The 17663-nt window shown below is 71.4% G+C and carries 13 protein-coding genes; 11 read left to right on the top strand and 2 right to left on the bottom strand.

What is annotated here, in order from left to right:
• Window positions 1-50: 50 nt before the first annotated feature.
• Window positions 51-1097: an Lrp/AsnC family transcriptional regulator gene (locus GA0070608_RS03600; protein WP_176733630.1), complete on the bottom strand. Its 1047-nt coding sequence runs from the start codon at window positions 1095-1097 to the stop codon at window positions 51-53.
• Window positions 1098-1229: 132 nt separating this feature from the next.
• Between GA0070608_RS03600 and GA0070608_RS03595 the strand changes: the two genes are divergently transcribed.
• The 6 genes from GA0070608_RS03595 to GA0070608_RS03570 are packed head-to-tail and all read left to right on the top strand — an operon-like array spanning window position 1230 to window position 9292.
• Window positions 1230-2567: an alkaline phosphatase family protein gene (locus GA0070608_RS03595; RefSeq protein ID WP_141719397.1), complete on the top strand. Its 1338-nt coding sequence runs from the start codon at window positions 1230-1232 to the stop codon at window positions 2565-2567.
• A gap of 35 nt (window positions 2568-2602) precedes the next feature.
• The gene (locus GA0070608_RS03590) at window positions 2603-3976 is read left to right on the top strand and encodes an ABC transporter substrate-binding protein (protein WP_091621592.1); all 1374 of its coding nucleotides are present in this window, start codon (window positions 2603-2605) and stop codon (window positions 3974-3976) included.
• An 11-nt stretch (window positions 3977-3987) separates the two neighbouring features.
• A complete protein-coding gene (locus tag GA0070608_RS03585) occupies window positions 3988-4929 on the top strand; it encodes a carbohydrate ABC transporter permease (protein ID WP_218107486.1) in 942 nt (313 codons plus the stop codon).
• Window positions 4926-5786, top strand: a complete 861-nt coding sequence (locus GA0070608_RS03580) for a carbohydrate ABC transporter permease (RefSeq protein ID WP_218107485.1) — start codon at window positions 4926-4928, stop codon at window positions 5784-5786. Before GA0070608_RS03585 ends, GA0070608_RS03580 begins: the two co-directional genes overlap by 4 nt.
• 53 nt (window positions 5787-5839) lie before the next feature.
• Window positions 5840-7141, top strand: coding sequence for a Gfo/Idh/MocA family protein (locus GA0070608_RS03575; protein WP_218107484.1), 1302 nt, complete (start codon window positions 5840-5842; stop codon window positions 7139-7141).
• 3 nt (window positions 7142-7144) lie between these two features.
• Complete coding sequence (locus tag GA0070608_RS03570) at window positions 7145-9292, top strand: alpha-N-acetylglucosaminidase (protein WP_091621581.1); 2148 nt, start codon at window positions 7145-7147, stop codon at window positions 9290-9292.
• A gap of 139 nt (window positions 9293-9431) precedes the next feature.
• Here GA0070608_RS03570 and GA0070608_RS03565 read toward each other — a convergent pair whose 3' ends face one another.
• On the bottom strand, window positions 9432-10823 hold the full coding sequence (locus tag GA0070608_RS03565) for an MFS transporter (protein ID WP_091621577.1): 1392 nt from the start codon (window positions 10821-10823) through the stop codon (window positions 9432-9434).
• Window positions 10824-10916: 93 nt separating this feature from the next.
• Here GA0070608_RS03565 and GA0070608_RS03560 point away from each other — a divergent pair, with 93 nt between their 5' ends.
• From GA0070608_RS03560 to GA0070608_RS03540, 5 genes are all read left to right on the top strand, one after another.
• The gene (locus GA0070608_RS03560) at window positions 10917-11501 is read left to right on the top strand and encodes a TetR/AcrR family transcriptional regulator (protein ID WP_091621573.1); all 585 of its coding nucleotides are present in this window, start codon (window positions 10917-10919) and stop codon (window positions 11499-11501) included.
• A 110-nt stretch (window positions 11502-11611) separates the two neighbouring features.
• Window positions 11612-12556 (top strand): 4-hydroxy-3-methylbut-2-enyl diphosphate reductase, encoded by a 945-nt coding sequence (gene ispH, locus GA0070608_RS03555; RefSeq protein ID WP_091621569.1) that lies wholly within the window; start codon window positions 11612-11614, stop codon window positions 12554-12556.
• Between the two features lie 216 nt (window positions 12557-12772).
• The gene (locus GA0070608_RS32490; protein WP_245715678.1) at window positions 12773-13636 is read left to right on the top strand and encodes a helix-turn-helix transcriptional regulator; all 864 of its coding nucleotides are present in this window, start codon (window positions 12773-12775) and stop codon (window positions 13634-13636) included.
• 239 nt (window positions 13637-13875) lie between these two features.
• Window positions 13876-16890 (top strand): non-ribosomal peptide synthetase, encoded by a 3015-nt coding sequence (locus GA0070608_RS03545; RefSeq protein WP_091621566.1) that lies wholly within the window; start codon window positions 13876-13878, stop codon window positions 16888-16890.
• Window positions 16890-17648, top strand: coding sequence for a leucyl/phenylalanyl-tRNA--protein transferase (locus GA0070608_RS03540; protein ID WP_218107483.1), 759 nt, complete (start codon window positions 16890-16892; stop codon window positions 17646-17648). The genes GA0070608_RS03545 and GA0070608_RS03540 overlap by 1 nt, the downstream gene beginning before the upstream one ends.
• The last annotated feature ends 15 nt before the right edge of the window (window positions 17649-17663 follow it).

Here is a 17663-nt window from a genome sequence, read left to right as displayed (position 1 = left end):
ATCCCACGCCCGGGCCATGCTCGGGCTTCACCACCGGATTCGGGCACCGCCTACGCCTGGTCCACGCGGATGCGCGCCGACCGGGTGGCGCCCGCATCCCCGGACGGATCACCTCGGGGCCGGGGCGTGGCCGGCAGGACCATTCCGGCCCGCTTGACGGAACGCAGGGCGACGGCCACGTCCGCGTGTTGCAGGCCGGGCAACTGGCCGATCGTGCGGGACAGGAACTCGTACAGCGCGGCGTCGCTCTCCAGCGCGATCTCGCCGCACAGGTTCCGGTCTCCGGTCGTCGCGGCGATCATGAGTACGGCGGGGTGCGCGGCGAGCAGTTCGCCGGCCTGCCCGAGCTGCGCGGGGTTGACGCTGAGGGTGATGAACGCGTTCACCGCGAGCCCGACGACGTTGGGTTCGACGACCGTTCGCATGCGCAGGAAGCCCGCCGCCATCATCGCCTCGGCCCGCCGCCGGACGGTGGCGGGGCTCGCGCCGCACCGCTCGGCGAGCTGCTGCCAGCCCTGCCGGCCTTCCGTGGCGAGGCCGGCGATGATCAGCTCGTCGAGCCGGCTGAGCCGCGACGGCGTTTCGACGGGTGTGTGTTCGTTCCACTGATCCGTCCGCTGCGACCGCAGTTCGTCGACGACCTCCGCCGGCAGCAGTTGCGGGCTCCAGTTGTGCGGCGTGGAGAACCTGCGGATCACCTGGTTGCTCCAGATGGCGAGAACGCCGTCCAGGCCGGGCAGTTGCTCGAACATGAGCTGGAGCAGGTGCTCGTTGGAGGTGTAGGAGACCTCGGCCAGGCAGTCGACGGTGCCCGTGAGCAGCTTGACCGACCCGCACTCCTGCCAGCGGGCCAGGTGCTCGGCGGAGCGGCCGGCGGCGTCCGGGCGGCAGCGCAGTCGGACGAACAACGATCGCGCCCGGCGGGTCGCCTCGCCGTCCATGACCCCGATGATCCGTACCGCGCCGCTGCGGAGCAGCCGCGGGACCCGCCGGGAGACGGTCGCCTCCGAGGTGAACACCGCCTCGCCGATCTGTGCGTGGGTGGCCCGCGGATGAGCGAGCAGGGCGCCGACGATCTGCCGGTCGAGTTCGTCCAAGGATCGACCGTTCCCGTCACCAGAGAGGTTTGCCATGCGGGTATCTTGCATCTCACACTGAGATCTTGACAATCTCCCTCGTGTCTCCGGCAGACTCTCGCCCACGGGTCCTAGGGTTCGAGGAGGCAGAAGGTGACGCATCCGATCAGGCGTTCGAGCGCGGTCAAGGCCGTCGCGGCGGGCGCGGTCGTAGTGCTCGCGGCGACGGCACTACCGGCGACTCCGGCAGTGTCCTCGCCGGCCGCGACGGCGAGCGGGACGCGACCCGCACAGCACGTGATCATGTTCGACTTCGACGGGTTCGACCCGCGCTTCCTCAACGGTCGCTACGCCGACCTGGCGGAGCTGCCGAACCTCCGGGCGCTGATCGAGGCCGGCACGTACGGCGTGGCCGACGGGTCCTACTCGTCGTACTCCAACTCGTCGCGGACGACGACCGCGACCGGGGCGTACCCGGCCGTGCACCGCAACACCGGCTACTACTACAACCACGAGTCCGATCGTGGCGTCTCCCAGGAGCGGTACATCGAGCCCGGCGTCGAGACGATCGCCCACTCGCTGAAGCGGCAGGACCGCACCTCCGCCTACCTCCAGTGGTACGCGGTGCAGAACTACGGCGCCACGTACGGTGACCCCGCCGCGCTGTACACCCAGCCGGGCGGAAACTGCGAGGCCCGCGCCGACCAGGCGATCGCGCTGCTGCGTGGCGAGCCGGTCAACTCCGGCGGCACGATGGTCGACCCGGCCGCGATCCCGGACCTGATCACCGTCTACTGCGACGACGTCGACGGCGCGCTGCACGACGACGGCTTCTCCGACCCCGACCTGCCGGCCGCCCTGGCCCGGGTGGACGCCCAGATCGGGCGGGTCCGCGACGCCGCCCGCGAGGCCGGCATCCTGGACCGGACGGCCTTCCTCGTCACCGCCGACCACGGCGCCCGGGAGTGGACCATTCCGCTGCTGCCCGAGGTGCTCGACCGGCTGTCCGGGACGGGCTTCAAGGTCCAGGTGATCTCCTCCTCGGGCGGCGTGCCGGACCCGACGAGCGAGATCGTCATCGTCGCGTCGCCGCGTACCGCCGACATCACCCTGCGCGGCGGGGCGGACACGGCGAAGAACGCGCGCCGCATCGCCAAGCTCATCAGGGACATCCCGGGGATCGCCGCCGTCCGCGACCAGCAGGACCTGCGCCGGCTGAACGCCAGCGACAAGCTCGGTGACCTCGTCGTCGAGCCGGTCGAGCCGTACCACCTGTCCACGCTCGTCGACGGCGCCCCGCGCGCCTCGCACGGCGCGCTGCCGGAGGCGCAGGTCCCGATGGTGCTCTCCGGCGCCGGGGTCCGCCGCGGCGTCCCGCTGCGCAACGTCGGCCTGGTCGACGTGGCCGCCACCATCAGCGCCCTGCTCGGCGTGCAGCCGCCGGCGAACTCGCAGGGGCGCGTCATGCGCGGGGCAATCAAGCGGTCCTGACCGCCGTCACAACGCAGATCGAGGAGAGACAGAAAATGGGCCACCTGACAAAGCGCCGGTTGGCGGTGGCGATCGCCGCCGCGACCGCGCTCAGCACACTCGTCGCGTGCGGCGGGTCCGAGTCCGAGGCCGAGAAGGCCAAGGAGATCACCTTCTGGACGCCGCAGACGACCCCGCAGCGGGTCGCGGCGCAGGAGAAGGTCGCGGCCCGGTTCACCGAGAAGACCGGCATCAAGGTCAAGGTCGTGCCGCTCAGCGAGACCGACCAGCAGCAGTCGCTGGCGACCGGTGCCGCCTCCGGGGACGTGCCCGACGTGATGCTGCACAGTTCCAACTCCACGGCCGCCTGGCGATCCCAGGGGCTGCTGAACACGAAGGCCGCCGAGGAGGTCGTCAGCGACCTCGGCGCCGAGACGTTCAACGCGAACGCCCTGAAGGCGTTCAGCCTGGACGGCAAGGCCGGCGCCGTGCCGAGTGACGGCTGGGTGCACCTCCTGGTCTACCGCAAGGACCTCCTCCAGGCGGCCAACGTCAAGGTGCCCACCAACCTCGAAGAGGTGGCGACGGCCGCCACCACGATGAAGGCGACCGGCGTGACCGGTATCGCCCTGGGCACCCAGTCCGGCACCGCGTCGGGCACCGAGGGCATCTACTCGATGTTCCAGAGCGCGGGCTGCCAGCTCGTACGGGAGGGCGCGGTCACCATCGACTCGCCCGAGTGCACCCGGGCCGCCGAGCTGTTCAAGGTCCTGCGCGACTCCAGCAGGCAGGGCGACTTCGACGTGACCAGCGCCCGGGCGGCGTACCTCGCCGGCAAGTCCTCGATGCTGCTCTTCTCGACCCACATCCTCGACGAGCTGGCCGGCCTGGACAAGGCGAACCCGCCGACCTGCACGCAGTGCAAGGCCGACCCGACGTTCCTCTCCAAGAACTCGGGGTTCATCACGGTGCTCGACCGGAACCACCCGGCGCAGTACGGCGCGACGCTCGGCTACGGCATCCCCGAGGGCGCCAACACGGCCGGTGCGAAGGAGTTCATCAAGTTCATGCTGGAGGACGGCTACTCGGACACGGTCGCCTCGGCGACCGAGGGCCGGATTCCGCTGCGCAACGGGACCAAGGCCGACCCGAACGCCTACCTCGACGCCTGGGGCAAGCTCGGCATCGGGCCGGAGGCCAAGAGCTCCGTCGCCGAGCTGTACGGCCCGGAGATGGTCACCCAGATCCGTGACGGCATGAACGCCGTGGGCCTGTGGGGCATGGGTACGAAGGACTCGCCGCTGGCGGGGGCGGTCACCGCGCAGGGCGTGCTCGCGCAGTTCCTTGAGCGTCTCTACGCCGGGGAGTCGCCCGCTCAGGTGACGAAGGGGATGGCGGAGCAGGTCAAGAAGGTCCAGGCCGAACTGTGAGCAGGCCGACAGTGCGGTCTTCCCGCTGGGAGCGGCTCAGCCGCTCCCAGCGGGAGAACCTCAACGGTCAGCTCCTCACCGGCCCGACGCTGCTGCTGCTCGCCCTGGTCGTCCTGCTCCCGTTCGTCCTGGTCGTCATCTTCGGGTTCTCCGACACGAGACTGATCGACATTCCCCGGTTGTCACCGTCCACCATCGAGTGGACCTTCGACAACATCGTCGACGCCTGGCAGTCGGACGCGTTCTGGGGTGCGCTCTGGACCACCGTCGCCTACGCGACGTTGACCACGATCGGGTCCATCCTCGTCGGAATGGCCCTCGCTCTCGCAATGCGCCGCCCCTTCCGCGGCCGGGGGCTGGTCCGCGCGCTGCTGCTGATCCCGTACGTGCTGCCGGTCATCGCGGCGGCGATGATCTGGCGCACGATGCTCAACCCGCAGTACGGCATCGTCAACGCGTTCGGCCAGGAGTACCTCGGCTGGCAGAGCCCCATCGGCTTCCTCAGCACCACCTCGACCGACGTGGCGGGCCTGTCCGTACCGGTGTCGCTGCTGGTCGTGGTCGCCTTCGAGATCTGGAAGTCGTTCCCGCTCGCCTTCCTCTTCGTCACCGCGCGGCTGCAGAGCGTGCCGGGCGGGATCGAGGAGGCCGCGGCACTGGACGGGGCCTCCAGGTGGCAGAACCTGCGCCACGTCATCCTCCCCCAACTGCGGGGGGTGATCCTGCTGTTGCTGCTCATCCGGTTCATCTGGTCGTTCCAGAACTTCAACGACGTCTACCTGCTGACCGAGGGCGCCGGCGGCACCCAGGTCATGGCGATCAAGGTCTACACCGAACTGGTCACCCGCTCCGACATCGGCAGCGCCGCAGCCTACGGACTGCTCATGTCGCTGATCCTCTGCGTGCTGCTGGCCGGCTACGTCCTGATTTCCCGGCGGAAGGAGTCGTTGTGAGTTCGGCGATGCGGTCCTCGCGCCCGGTCAACGTCCTGCGGTGGACGCTCATCACCGTCGCGCTCGTCTGCGCCGTGGGTCCGGTGCTCTACGGGGCGCTGCTCTCGGTGCGGCCGTACTCGGCGGTGCTGCTGGAACCCCTCGACATCGTCCCCGGGTTCGGCGAGATCGACCTGTCCAGCTACGTCACGGCGATGAAGGACGAGTCGGCGGGTGGCTTCGGGCTCGGCCGGTTCGTGCTCAACTCCCTCGTGGTCGCCCTCGCCACCGTCGCGGTGTCGATCGTGGCGTGCATCTTCGGGGCGTACGCCGTCGCGCGCCTGCGGTACCGGGGCCGCCGCTTCACGAGCGGGATCATCCTCGCCGTCTACCTGTTCCCGGGCATCGTGCTCGCGGTGCCGAAGTTCGTCATCCTGAGCCGGTTGGGACTCTCCAGGTCGCTCGTCGGGCTGCTCGTCATCTATGTCGCCGCCACCGTCCCCGTCGCGCTGTACATGATGCGCAACTACTTCCTCGCCCTGCCGGAGAGCGTCGAGGAGGCTGCGCTGCTCGACGGATGCTCGCTGCCGACGATGCTGCGCAAGGTGGTGCTGCCGATCGCGCTGCCCGGTGTCATAGCGACCGCCATCTACGTGTTCATGATCGCCTGGAACGAGTACTTCTACGCGTTGCTGTTCCTCGTCCAGGACCGTTCCCGGTGGACGGCTCCGCTCGGTCTCGCCCAGCTCACCGACTTCCAGGTGCCGGTGACCGTGCTGCTGGCCGGATCCATCGCGGTGACCGTGCCGGTCATCGTCATCTTCTTCCTCGCCCAGCGCTACATCGTCTCCGGCCTCACCTCCGGGGCGGACAAGTGAACATCGAAAGGATGATCGACGTGACAGACCCTGTGTCACCGGGATCGGGTCCAGTGCGACTGCTCGTGCTCGGCGCGGGAGGGCGCGGCGCGCACGCGTACGCCCAGTGGTGCCTGGAGCACCCCGAGGCGGCCCGGGTCGTCGCGGTCGCCGAGCCCGACGCGGAGCGCCGCGACGGCCTGGGTGACGCCCACGCCATCCCGGCGGCCCGACGGTTCACGGGCTGGCAGCAGGCGCTCTCGACCCGGGGGCCGTGGGACGCGGTCATCGTCGCGACGCCGGACCGCGACCACGTCGATCCCACCCTCCGCGCCCTCGAACTGGGGCACCACGTCCTGCTCGAGAAGCCCATCGCGCCGACCGCCGAGGACCTGGACCGGCTGACCGCCGCCGCCCGCGACAGCGCCGGCACGGTCACCGTCGCCCACGTGCTGCGCTACACCCCGTTCTTCCAGACCCTGCGCCGCCTGCTCGACGAGGGCAGGATCGGCGATCTGCAGGGCATCTCGCACATCGAGAACATCGCGTACTGGCACTTCGCGCACAGCTACGTACGCGGCAACTGGCACCGCGCCGACCAGTCGAGCCCGATGCTGCTGGCGAAGGCGTGCCACGACATCGACATCCTCCGGTGGCTGGTCGGGGCGCCGTGCACCACGGTCGCCTCGTTCGGCGAACGCCGCCACTTCCGGGTCGAAAACGCGCCGAAGGGCTCGACCGAGCGCTGCGTCGACGGCTGTGCTGTCGCCGACACCTGCCCGTACAACGCCGAACGCCTCTACGTCGACCAGCTCGCCGACGTCGACGGGCCGCCCGTCACGGTCGTCACCAACGACACGAGCGTGGCCGGCCGCCGGCGTGCCCTGCGGCTGACCGACTACGGCCGGTGCGTCTACCGGATGGACAACGACGTCGTCGACCACCAGACGGCTGCGCTGCGGTTCGGCAACGGCGTCACGGCCTCACTGGTGGTCTCGGCGTTCACCGCGTGGAACACCCGGACGCTCACGCTGATGGGCAGCCACGGGCAGATCACCGCGGACATGCGTTCCGGACGGATCAGCCTGGCGACCTTCGCCGACACCCCGCCCAACGTGGAGGGGCGGCAGGCCGACGAGACGTTCCAGGTCGGCAGCGGCAGCCAGGGCGTGGTCGACGAGGTCATCGAGGCCTTCTCCGGGCACGGCGGCGGCGACGCCGGACTGATGCTCGACTTCACCGGGCGGGTCCGGAGCTGGCTGTCCGGCGACGACGTCGACGCGGCGCCGAGCTCGTTGGAGGAGAGCGTGGAGAGCCACTTCGTCGCCTTCGCCGCCGAGCGGTCGCGGCTGAACCACACCGTCGAGGAGCTGTGACAGATGGACGAGGTTCGTTACCTCGTGGCTCGCGTCGCCGGGACGGCCGACGACGTACGGGTGGAGCGGGTTCCCGCCGGCGATGACGCCGCCGTCGCCGGATACGAGTGCCGCGACGGCATCCTGACGCTGCGCGGGTCGGACCCCGTCGCCGCGGCGTCCGCGTTCGGGCAGTACCTGAAGGCGTACGTCGGCCGGCAGGTGACCTGGGAACAGCCCCGGCTGGAGCCCCGGCCGGAGCGCTGGCCGGACGCGCCCCCGACCCGGCTGACCAGCCCGTTCCCGGTCCGCTACTACCTCAACGCCGTGACCTCCGGCTACTCGACGGCGTTCTGGGACTGGGACCGTTGGCAGCAGGAGATCGACTGGATGGCGCTGCACGGCGTCACCCACCCGCTCATGCAGGTCGGCCACGAGGCGGTGCTGGCGGAGATGTTCCGGCGGGCCGGGCTCGACGCGGCCCGGATCGACGCGTGGATCGGCAGCGCGGCGCACTTCCCGTGGACGTGGATGGGCAACACCAACTCGTTCGGCGGACCGCTGCCGTCGAGCTGGATCGACCGCCACGTCGAGCTGGCGCGGCGGATCCTCGAGCGGCAACGCGCGCTGGGCATGACACCGGTCCTGCCGATGTTCGCCGGGCACGTACCTCCGGAGCTGGCCGACCCGTCGGCCGGTGAGATCGAGTGGCAGGGCTGGCTCACCCCGATCCTCAGTCCCGACAGCGAGCGGTTCGCGTCGTTGACCGCCGAGTTCCTGAGCATCCAGCGGGAGCTGTTCGGCACCGACCACCACTATGCCGTCGACCCGTTCATCGAGTCGGTGCCGCCGTCCGGCGAGCCCGACTACCTGGCGTCGGTCGGCCGGGCCGTCTACCGGGCGATGGCGGACAGCGACCCGGAGGCGACCTGGGTGCTCCAGGGCTGGCCGTTCCACTACCAGCGCGAGTTCTGGCGGCCGGAACGGGTGCGCGCGTTCCTCTCCGACGTCCCCGACGAGCGGCTCCTCCTGCTGGACCTGTGGGGCGAGCACGCACCCATGTGGCGCCGCGACGGCATGTTCGGACGGCGCTGGGTCTGGTGCGCCATCCACAACTTCGGCGGTCGGTTCGCGCTCTTCGGCGACCTGAGCGGGCTGCGCCGCGACGTCGACGAGCTGCGGCGTACGCAGCCGGCCCAGCTCGTGGGCATCGGGCTCGCGCCGGAGGCGATCGAGAACAACACCGTCTTCTACGAGCTGGCCACCGACCTGGCCTGGGACGTTCCGCAGCTGGCCGACTGGCTGCGCTCGTTCGCCCGGCAGCGCTACGCGTGCGGGCACGACGACTTCGCCCGGGCCTGGCGGATCCTGGCCGACACGCTCTACGGACCGGGGCGCACCCGGTCCATCCCGTCTCCAGTCATCGCCCGGCCGTGGTCGGCCGAGGCGCCGTTCGCGGCCCAGCGGCTGGCCGGCGAGTTCGTCGCGCAGGACGCGGAGCCACAACGGCAGTCGGCGAACATCGACGCCGAGAACGACCCGACGGTGCTCGGCGCCCTGCCGGGGATCGCCACCGCCGCGCGGCTGCTTCTCGGCCGCGCGCCGGAGGCGGGCGTCCCGGACCAGGTCGGGCGGGACGTCGTCGACCTGGTCGGCCACGTGCTGGCACAGGGATCCCGGATCCACATCCGTGGCATGCTGGCGGCCTTCGCCGAGCGGGACGCAGCCGGGGTCCTGGACCACTTCGCCCGGTTCCGGACGGATCTGCTCGACCTCGACGAACTCGCCGGCACCCGCGCCGAGTCGCGCGTCGGCCGGTGGATCGACGATGCCCGCGCGTGGGGCGGGTCGCCGGCCGAGGCCGACGTCATGGAGCGCGACGCCCGCAGTCTCGTCTCCGTCTGGGGACACCAGACGAGCGGGCTGCACGACTACTCCGGCCGCCACTGGGCCGGCCTCGTCCGGGACTACTACCTGCCCCGGTGGGAGCTGTGGGCGACCTGGCTGGCCCAGTCGGCGGCGACGGCGGGGGAGCCGGACGTCGAGGTCCTGCGCGCCCGCGTCGTCGCGCACGAGGAGTCCTGGCGGGGGGCGATCGGGGGCTGTCCCGCCGCACCCGAGGGGAACACCCTCGACGTGGCGGCCCGGATCCTCGACCGGCTCGGACACTGACCGGTCACCGGTACGGCTGTCGGCCGTACCGGTGACCGGGCCCGCCGCTGTCGAGGCGTACGGCCGGTTGGTCCCCGGGCCGTGATGGTGTCCGACCCGGTGGCCGGTGGGCGGGCCCCCGCCGGCCACCGGGCCGGGGTCAGTGGGCCGGCCGGGGGGTGAGGACGAAGGCCAGTACCGCGGCGGCGACGGCGATGACGGCGCCGGTGGTGAAGCCGCGGGAGAAGCCGATGGTGCTGGTGCCCGCGATGCTCACCGCGGCCATGCTCGACACGACGGCGGCACCGAGCGAGGCGCCGAACTCGTGGAAGGTGCTGACGATGCCGGACGCGAGGCCGGCTTCGTGCGGCGCGACCTGGCCGAGGGCGGTGGCGGAGGCCACGACGAAGATGACGCCGGTGCCGGAGGCGGCGACGCTCACGCCGATCACCAGGGCCACCGTCCCGTCGACGACGGCGGGGACCGCCATGCCCGCCGCCGCGACGAGCAGTCCCAGGACGCCGAGGGTGCGCGCCCCGATGCGACCGATGATGCGGCCGGCGGCGTTCGCGCCGAGCATGGTCGCGACCGCCACGGGCAGGAAGAGCAGCCCGGTGCGCAGGGCGCCGTAGCCCTGGTAGCCCTGGAGGTAGAACGTGCCCAGGAAGAAGACGGTGATCATCAGCGCGGTCGCGACGAGGATCAGCAGCGCACCGACCGCCACCGGCCGGCGGAGCAGGAGCCGTAGGTCCATCAGCGGGCTCGCGGCGAGGCGCTGGCGGACGACGAACGCGGCGTAGAGCAGCACGGAGGCCGCCAGCAGCAGCAGGATCGTGGGGCTGCCCCAGCCGATGTCGCCGGCCCGGATCAACGCGTAGATCAGCGATCCGGTGGCCGCCGTCACCAGCACCGCGCCGGGCACGTCGAGTCGGGCCGTCGCACCGGTGGGTGCCTGGGGCGGAAGCTGCATCCGGAGGGCCAGCAGCAGGATGATCCCGACCGGCACGTTGATGAAGAACACCCAGGGCCAGCCCGGCCCGGCGGTGAGCAGGCCGCCGAGGAGGACGCCGAGGGCGGCGCCGCCGCCGCCGAGCGCCGACCAGATGCCGAGCGCCTTGTTGCGCTCGTCGCCGTCGAAGATGGTGACGACGAGGGACAGGGCGGCGGGGGAGAGGATCGCCGCGGCGACACCCTGCCCGACGCGACCGCCCAGGAGCATGGAGCCGCTGGTCGCCAGACCCGCGACCAGGGACGCGACGCTGAACAGCAGGAGCCCCGCGAGGACGAGGCGTCGGGCGCCGAACAGGTCTGCGGCGCGGCCACCGAGCAGCAGCAGGCCGCCGAAGGCGAGGGTGTATCCACTCACCACCCAGGTGAGGGCTTCCCGCCCCAACCCCAGATCCGACCCCATGTGCGGCAGGGCGACCGCGACGACGGTGACGTCCAGGATCAGCATCAGCTGGGCGATGCCGACGAGGCCCAGGATCCGCCAGCGCTGCGGGTGCGGACTCTCGGGCGTGGGGGTCTCGGTTGCGGTCACAGGTTCTGCCATGGCTGCCAGGCTCCTCCGTCAAGTTGAACGGTAGTGTTCGAGTTACGGAGACACACTAACTCATGCACGCGTGTTCGACTTAGGAGAATTTCCATGACTCGCCCACTGGCCAAGCCGACCCGCCGGGCCGACGCCCAGCACAACGTGGAGAGGATCCTGGAGGCGGCGGTGAGCTGCCTGAGCCGCGACCCCCACGCGAGCGTGAGCGCGATCGCGCAGACGGCGGGGGTGGGTCGGGTGACCCTCTACGGTCACTTCCCGTCCCGGGACGTCCTGGTCGAGGCCGCGCTGACCCGGGTGCTGGTCGAGGGGGAGGAACTCCTGGCGGGCCTCGACCTGACCGGTGACCCGCGCGACGCGCTGCGTGTCCTGATCCGGTCGACCTGGCTGCTGATCGCCCAGTCGAGCGCCGTCCTGGAGGCGGCGCAGGCGTCGTTGCCGCCCGGGCGCGTGCACGAGCTGCACGCCGAGCCGGCGCGGCGCGTCGACCAGCTGATTCGCCGCGGTCAGGATGAGGGAGTGTTCCGGGCCGACCTTCCGGCGAGCTGGCTGACCAGTGTCCTGCACCACATCATGAAGGGCGCCGCCGTCGACGTGGCCAACGGGCAGGTGGACCGGACGGACGCCCCGCGCCTCATTTCCGAGACGGTCCTCGCCGCCTACCGCGTCGACGGATAGCGGGGTAGGGCCCGGCTCCGGCGGGCGGCGTCGCCGGGGCTCCACCCGGACGCCACCGGATTGCGAGGACGCGGCTCGATACTGCGGAGATACGTGGGAAGGAGTGCGCGATGTCCGTAGCCGAGTCTGTAACGGTACTGCTCGCGGCACCGCGTGCGTTCTGCGCCGGTGTCGAACGTGCCATCGAGATCGTCGAGCGTGCGATCACCAGCCGGGGCAGCCCGGTGTACGTCCGGAAACAGATCGTCCACAACGCGCACGTCGTCGCCGACCTGGAGTCGCGTGGCGCCGTGTTCGTCGAGGAACTCGACGAGGTGCCGGCCGGCGCGACGGTGGTGTTCTCGGCGCACGGGGTGTCGCCCGTGGTGCGCGCCGAGGCCGCCCGGCTCGGCCTGGAGGTGTTCGACGCGACGTGCCCGCTGGTGGCGAAGGTGCACACGGAGGCGCGCCGGTACGCCGACCGTGGGGACACCGTGCTCCTCGTGGGGCACGCGGGGCACGAGGAGACCGAGGGCACCCTGGGCGAGGCGCCGGACCGGATGTTGCTCGTGCAGTCGCTGGAGGACGCGCGCACGGTCGAGGTCGCCGACCCGCGGCGCGTGTCGTACCTGACCCAGACCACGCTCGCCGTGGACGAGACCACCGAGGTGCTCGACGTGCTGCGTGAGCGGTTCCCCGCGTTGCGCGGGCCGTCCTCGGCCGACATCTGCTACGCCTCGACGAACCGGCAGGCGGCGTTGCGGGCCGTCGCCGAGGAGTCCGACCTCGTGCTCGTGGTCGGCTCGACGAATTCGGCGAACACGCAGCGGCTCGTCGAGCTGGCCCGCCGCGCGGGCCGGCCGGCCCACCTCATCGAGGACGCAACGGGAATCCGGCCGGAGTGGCTGACGGGCGTCGCCACGGTCGGCGTCACCGCAGGCGCGTCCGCCCCACCGCATCTGGTCTCGGGGGTGGTCGAGGCGCTGCGGGCGCGCGGGCCGGTGACCGTCGTGGAGCGTGAGGTCGCCCGCGAGACCATCGAGTTCACCATGCCGGGCGCCGTACGCTCCCTCTGACGGTGCTGATGTGGGAGCGGGTACGAAATCCTGGATCACCACGGGTTACACAACTGTCGCCTCTCTCGTTATGTCGTCACATTGACCGAAACAATCCCGGGGTGCCGGCCGCCAAGCCGTCGTGGTAACGCTTCCCCCACGTGCGGGTAATTGCTCGCCATACCTGGCGGTAAGGCGACGTTGAGGCCGGCAGACATTCATGTGCACGATTATGTCGTGCTGTACGAGGACGAGCAGTTGTCGCAGATGGTCGGGACGCTCGCCGGGGTGGGAGCGCTGTCCGGGAAAGCCGTGGGTCGGCTCGTCGCCGACACGCTGGGAGTCGTGGTGGAACCGGCCGTGCGCGTGCTCGTCGCCGCCGCGGAGGGGAACCCGCTGCTGCTGGCCGAGCTGCTCGACGGGGTCCGCGCCGAGGGTGTCACCGACGGGCCGGGGCGGGCGCGGACGCCGGAGCGGGTCCAGGGCCTGGTCCGGGCCACGCTGCGCGGCACGCCGACCGGATCCTGGCAGCTGCTGCGGGTGGCCGCCGTGCTCGGCCGGTCCTGTCAGCTGGCGGAACTGGCGGCGATGACCGGGCGGAACACCGCCCAGATGCTGCCGGACCTGGACGCGCTGCTCGACGCCGGCCTGCTCGACTGGGCGGGCGACGACCTCGCATTCCGGCACGAACTGGTGTGGTGGGCGGTGCTCGACGCCCTGCCGCCCGCCGTGCGGCAGGCACTGCACACCGACCGCGACCGGCTCCGCCGACGGCGGGCCGTGACCGGCGCGCCCCGGGCGGCCGACCCGGCGGCGGAGCCCGTGGTGCCCGCCGACCTGCGGCGCAGGATCGGGCTGCGCTCGACGTCTGTCGCCAGGGAGCGCCGTCCCGACGGCAGCGGCGCGTGGGAGTCGTTCAGCGGCGTCGAGCGGGCCATCGCGCGACTCGTAGCCGAGGGCATGACCAACCGGCAGATCGCGACCCGGGTACGGCTGTCGCCGCACACCGTCAACTACCACCTGCGTGGCATGTTCCGCCGGCTGGGCATCTCCTCGCGGGCGGAACTCGTCCGTCACGTGCCGGTCTCCTCCGCGGCGTAGGGGCGGTCCGGCTGTTGCGGCATCGCCGTGGCATCGCGTTTCCCGGTGCCGTCCAAGCTGAATTCGACGAGGATTCGACCACACCTGAATGACTACTCTGATGAGTAGTTCCAATTCGGCCCGTGCTCATTCTGGTAGTCGGGGGAACCGCCTTCGGGCAGTAGTGTCCCCCTTACGAATTCGATGGGTCAGTGGCAGGTAATCCACGGGTACGACCGTGCTCACACCCGAGGGAAAACATGAACATCCGTACGCAACCGCATGTTCACGAACTGATCGCCGTCCGCGCGGCGTCGCAGCCCGACCGGACCGCGGTCGTGCAGGGCGACGTGCGCATCAGCTATGCGGACCTGGAACGCCGGGCCAACGGCCTGGCCCGCCGCCTCGTCGACGAGGGTGTCGGCGCCGACCGTGTGGTCATGGTCCACCTGGAGCGCTCGGTCGACGCCATCGTCGGCCTGCTCGCCATCTGGAAGGCGGGCGCGGCCTACCTGCCCGTGGAGCCGACGCTGCCGGACAGCCGGGTCGAGGCGTTCGTGAAGGAGACCGACTGCGCGACCGTCATCACCCACCAGCGGGACGTGGCGCGGTTCGCCGACCTGCCCGTCACGGCACTCACCGTGACCGGAGCGGACGGCGTCGCGACCGCCCCCGACGTGGCGGTGGGCGGCGGGGACGCCGCCTACATCATCTACACGTCGGGTTCCACGGGCGCGCCGAAGGGCGTCGTGGTGAACCACGACTCGCTGAGCCACCTGTGCGGGGAGTTGGCCGGCCGCTACGGCGTCACCCCCGACGACCGGGTGCTGCAGTTCGGCGCGCTCTCCTTCGACACCTCCATCGAGCAGATCACGGTCGCACTGCTCGGCGGCGCGACGCTCGTGCTGCCCGACCTGGCCTGGGCGCCCAGCGAACTGCCGGAGCGGCTGCGGCACTACGGGGTCACCGTGATGGACCTGACCCCCGCGTACTGGCGCCGATTCCTCGCCGAGGTCGCCCCGGGGACCGCTGACCTGCCGGTACGGCTGGCGATCGTGGGTGGCGAGGCGGTCAACGCGGAGGACTGTCGCACGGCGCTGGAGCTGATGCCCGGGGTACGGCTGGTCAACGCCTACGGGCTCACGGAGACCACGATCACCTCCTGCCTGATGGAGCTGACCGCCGACGTGCTGCCTGCCCGCGGCGCGGCCCCGGTCGGCCGGCCGCTGCCCGGCACCGCCGTGTACGTCCTGGACGAGCGGGGCCGGCCGGTCGCCACCGGCGAGCGCGGTGAGATCCACATCGGCGGTCGCGGCGTGGCACGCGGCTACCTGACCGAGGACGACGCCGGACGCTTCCGGGCTGACCCGTTCGCCGCCGATCCCGGTGCGCGGATGTACCGGACCGGCGACCTGGGTGCCTGGACCGCCGAGGGCAACCTCGAAGTAATCGGGCGCATCGACCGGCAGGTCAAGATCCGCGGGTTCCGGGTGGAGCCCGGCGAGATCGAGGCGACGCTGGCCGCGCACGACGGTGTCGACACCGTCGCCGTCACCACGTACGAACACAACGGCCAGCGGCGGCTGGTCGCGTACCACACCGGCCCACAGCCCCTGGACGTCGCGCAGCTGCGCGAGTTCACCGGCCGCCACCTGCCCGACTACATGGTGCCGACGGCATTCGTCGCCCTCGACGAGCTGCCGCTGAAGTCCAACGGCAAGGTCGACCTCGCCGCGCTGCCCGTGCCACGGGCCGCGGCGGTCGCGTCGGACGTCACGGACGACGCATCCGTCGACCTGGTCGAGCGCGGCGTCGCCCGGCTCTGGGGGCAGGTGCTCGGCGTGCCCCGGGTGCTCCCCGACGACAACTTCTTCGCGCAGGGCGGCAACTCCATCCTCGCCGCCGAACTGCTCGCGAAGATCCGGGGCTCCTTCGGTGTGCTCATCACCCAGGTGCGTCCGCTGATCCGGCTGCTGCTGGAGGACGCGACACCGCGCGGCCTGGCGCGGGCGGTGCGCGAGGCCCGGGAAGGCACGCTCGCCGGCGACGACACCCGCAAGCGGGTGGACTTCGCCGCCGAGACGGAGCTGGACGTCCCGATCCGGCGGGACCTGCCCGACGAGCCGCACTGGCAGGACCCCCGCCACGTCTTCCTCACCGGCGCCACCGGCTTCCTGGGCATCTACCTGCTGCGGGAGCTGCTGACCAGCACGGACGCCGTGGTGCACTGCCTCGTCCGCGCCGACGGGCCGGAGCAGGCGTTGGCCCGCATCCAGGCCAACGCGCGGCACTACTTCGGCGAGGACCTCGCCGGTCACCGGGCGACGGGCCGGATCGTCGCCGTCCCCGGCGACCTCGCGAAACCCGGGCTCGGCCTGTCCGAGGCGACCTTCGACGAGCTGGCGCGCACGGTCGACGTCATCCACCACCCAGGCGGGACCGTCAACTTCATCTACCCGTACTCGCACATGCGGCCGGCGAACGTCGACGGCACCCGCGAGATCATCCGGATGGCCGCGCGGCACCGCAACGTCCCGGTCCACTACACGTCGACCATGGCGGTCGTCGCGGGCTTCGGCACCGCCGGCGTCCGGCACGTCGGCGAGGACACCCCGCTGGCGTACGCCGACCACCTCTCCGTCGGGTACGTGGAGAGCAAGTGGGTCGCGGAGGCGCTGCTGCACCGGGCGGCGGAGCGGGGGCTGCCGGTGGCGATCTACCGGGCCGCCGACATCTCCGGCGACCGGGTCAACGGCGCGTGGAACATCGCCACCGAGATGTGCGCCATGAAGAAGTTCGTGGTGGACACCGGCACGGCCCCGGTCGCCGAACTGCCGCTGGACTACACACCGGTCGACGTGTTCGCCGCCGCCGTCGCGCACATCGCGAGGATGTCCCGGCCCACCGGCGAGGTGTACCACCTCACCAATCCCGGAAAGGTCAACATCTCCGTCCTCGTGCAGCGCCTGCGGGCGCACGGGCACGACATCCGCGAGGTGCCGTGGGCCGAATGGCTCGACGAGATGGTGCGGGTCGCGGTCGAACAGCCCGACCACCCGATGACGCCCTTCGCGCCGCTGTTCATCGACCGCTGCGCGACGGGCCGGATGAGCGTGGCGGAGATGTACCTGGAGACGACGTTCCCCGCGTTCTCCCGCACCAACGTGGAGCACGCGCTGCGCGGCAGCGGCATCGAGATCCCGACGGTGGACGCGCAGATGCTCGACCGCTACATCGGCTACCTGACCCGCACCGAGTTCCTGCGGGCCGCGTGATGGGCTGGGAGACGCTCGACCTCATCGACGCCCCCGCCGAGGGCCCGGTCGCGTTCGGCGACGACCTGTCCGCGACGGCGCTGCTCGACGCGTACCGGCACGGGCTGTTCCCGTTCCCGGCCGACACCGAGGAGCGGAAGATCGTCAGCGAGTTCGCCTACGAGTCGGACGTCGCCGCCGGACGGATCGCGGTGCTCGCCGGGAGCGTCGATCCGTACGCCGTGGCCTGGTGCTCACCCGACCCGCGTCCGGTGATCCCCGTCGACCGGGCGCGCATCCAGCGCAGCCTGCGCCGGCAGTTGCGCAACAAGGTCGAGTGGACGACGACGCTCGACGCCTGCTTCGAACGGGTGGTCCAGCACTGCCGCGTGGACCGCGAGCCCCGGTGGCTAACCGACCGGCTCGTGTCGACCCTGCACGAGCTGCACGCGGCGGGGCACGCGCACAGCGTCGAGGTGTGGGAGGGCGACGAGCTGGTCGGCGGCACCTTCGGCGTACGGATCGGCGGCGTGTTCAGCGCCGACTCCCAGTTCGCCCTGCGCAGCGGCGCGGCGAAGGTCGCGGTCGCATGCCTGGTGCGGCGCGTCGCGGACAGCGGCGGCGTGGCGGTCGACGTCCAGCACGACGGCGACCACGCGAAGCTCATCGGCGCGGTCGCGGTGCCCCGTGTCGAATACCTGGCGCTGCTGCGTAAGCACGCCGACGACAACTGCGCCATGCCCGCGGACCCGCTGCCCGCGCGCAGCCTGGCCGCCTGACCGACGGAGGTGACC

It is taken from the genome of Micromonospora peucetia (assembly GCF_900091625.1).
Classification (GTDB): Bacteria; Actinomycetota; Actinomycetes; order Mycobacteriales; family Micromonosporaceae; genus Micromonospora; species Micromonospora peucetia.
The sequence above is the reverse complement of the archived record's forward strand: the minus strand, read 5'-3'. Positions and strand labels throughout refer to the sequence as shown.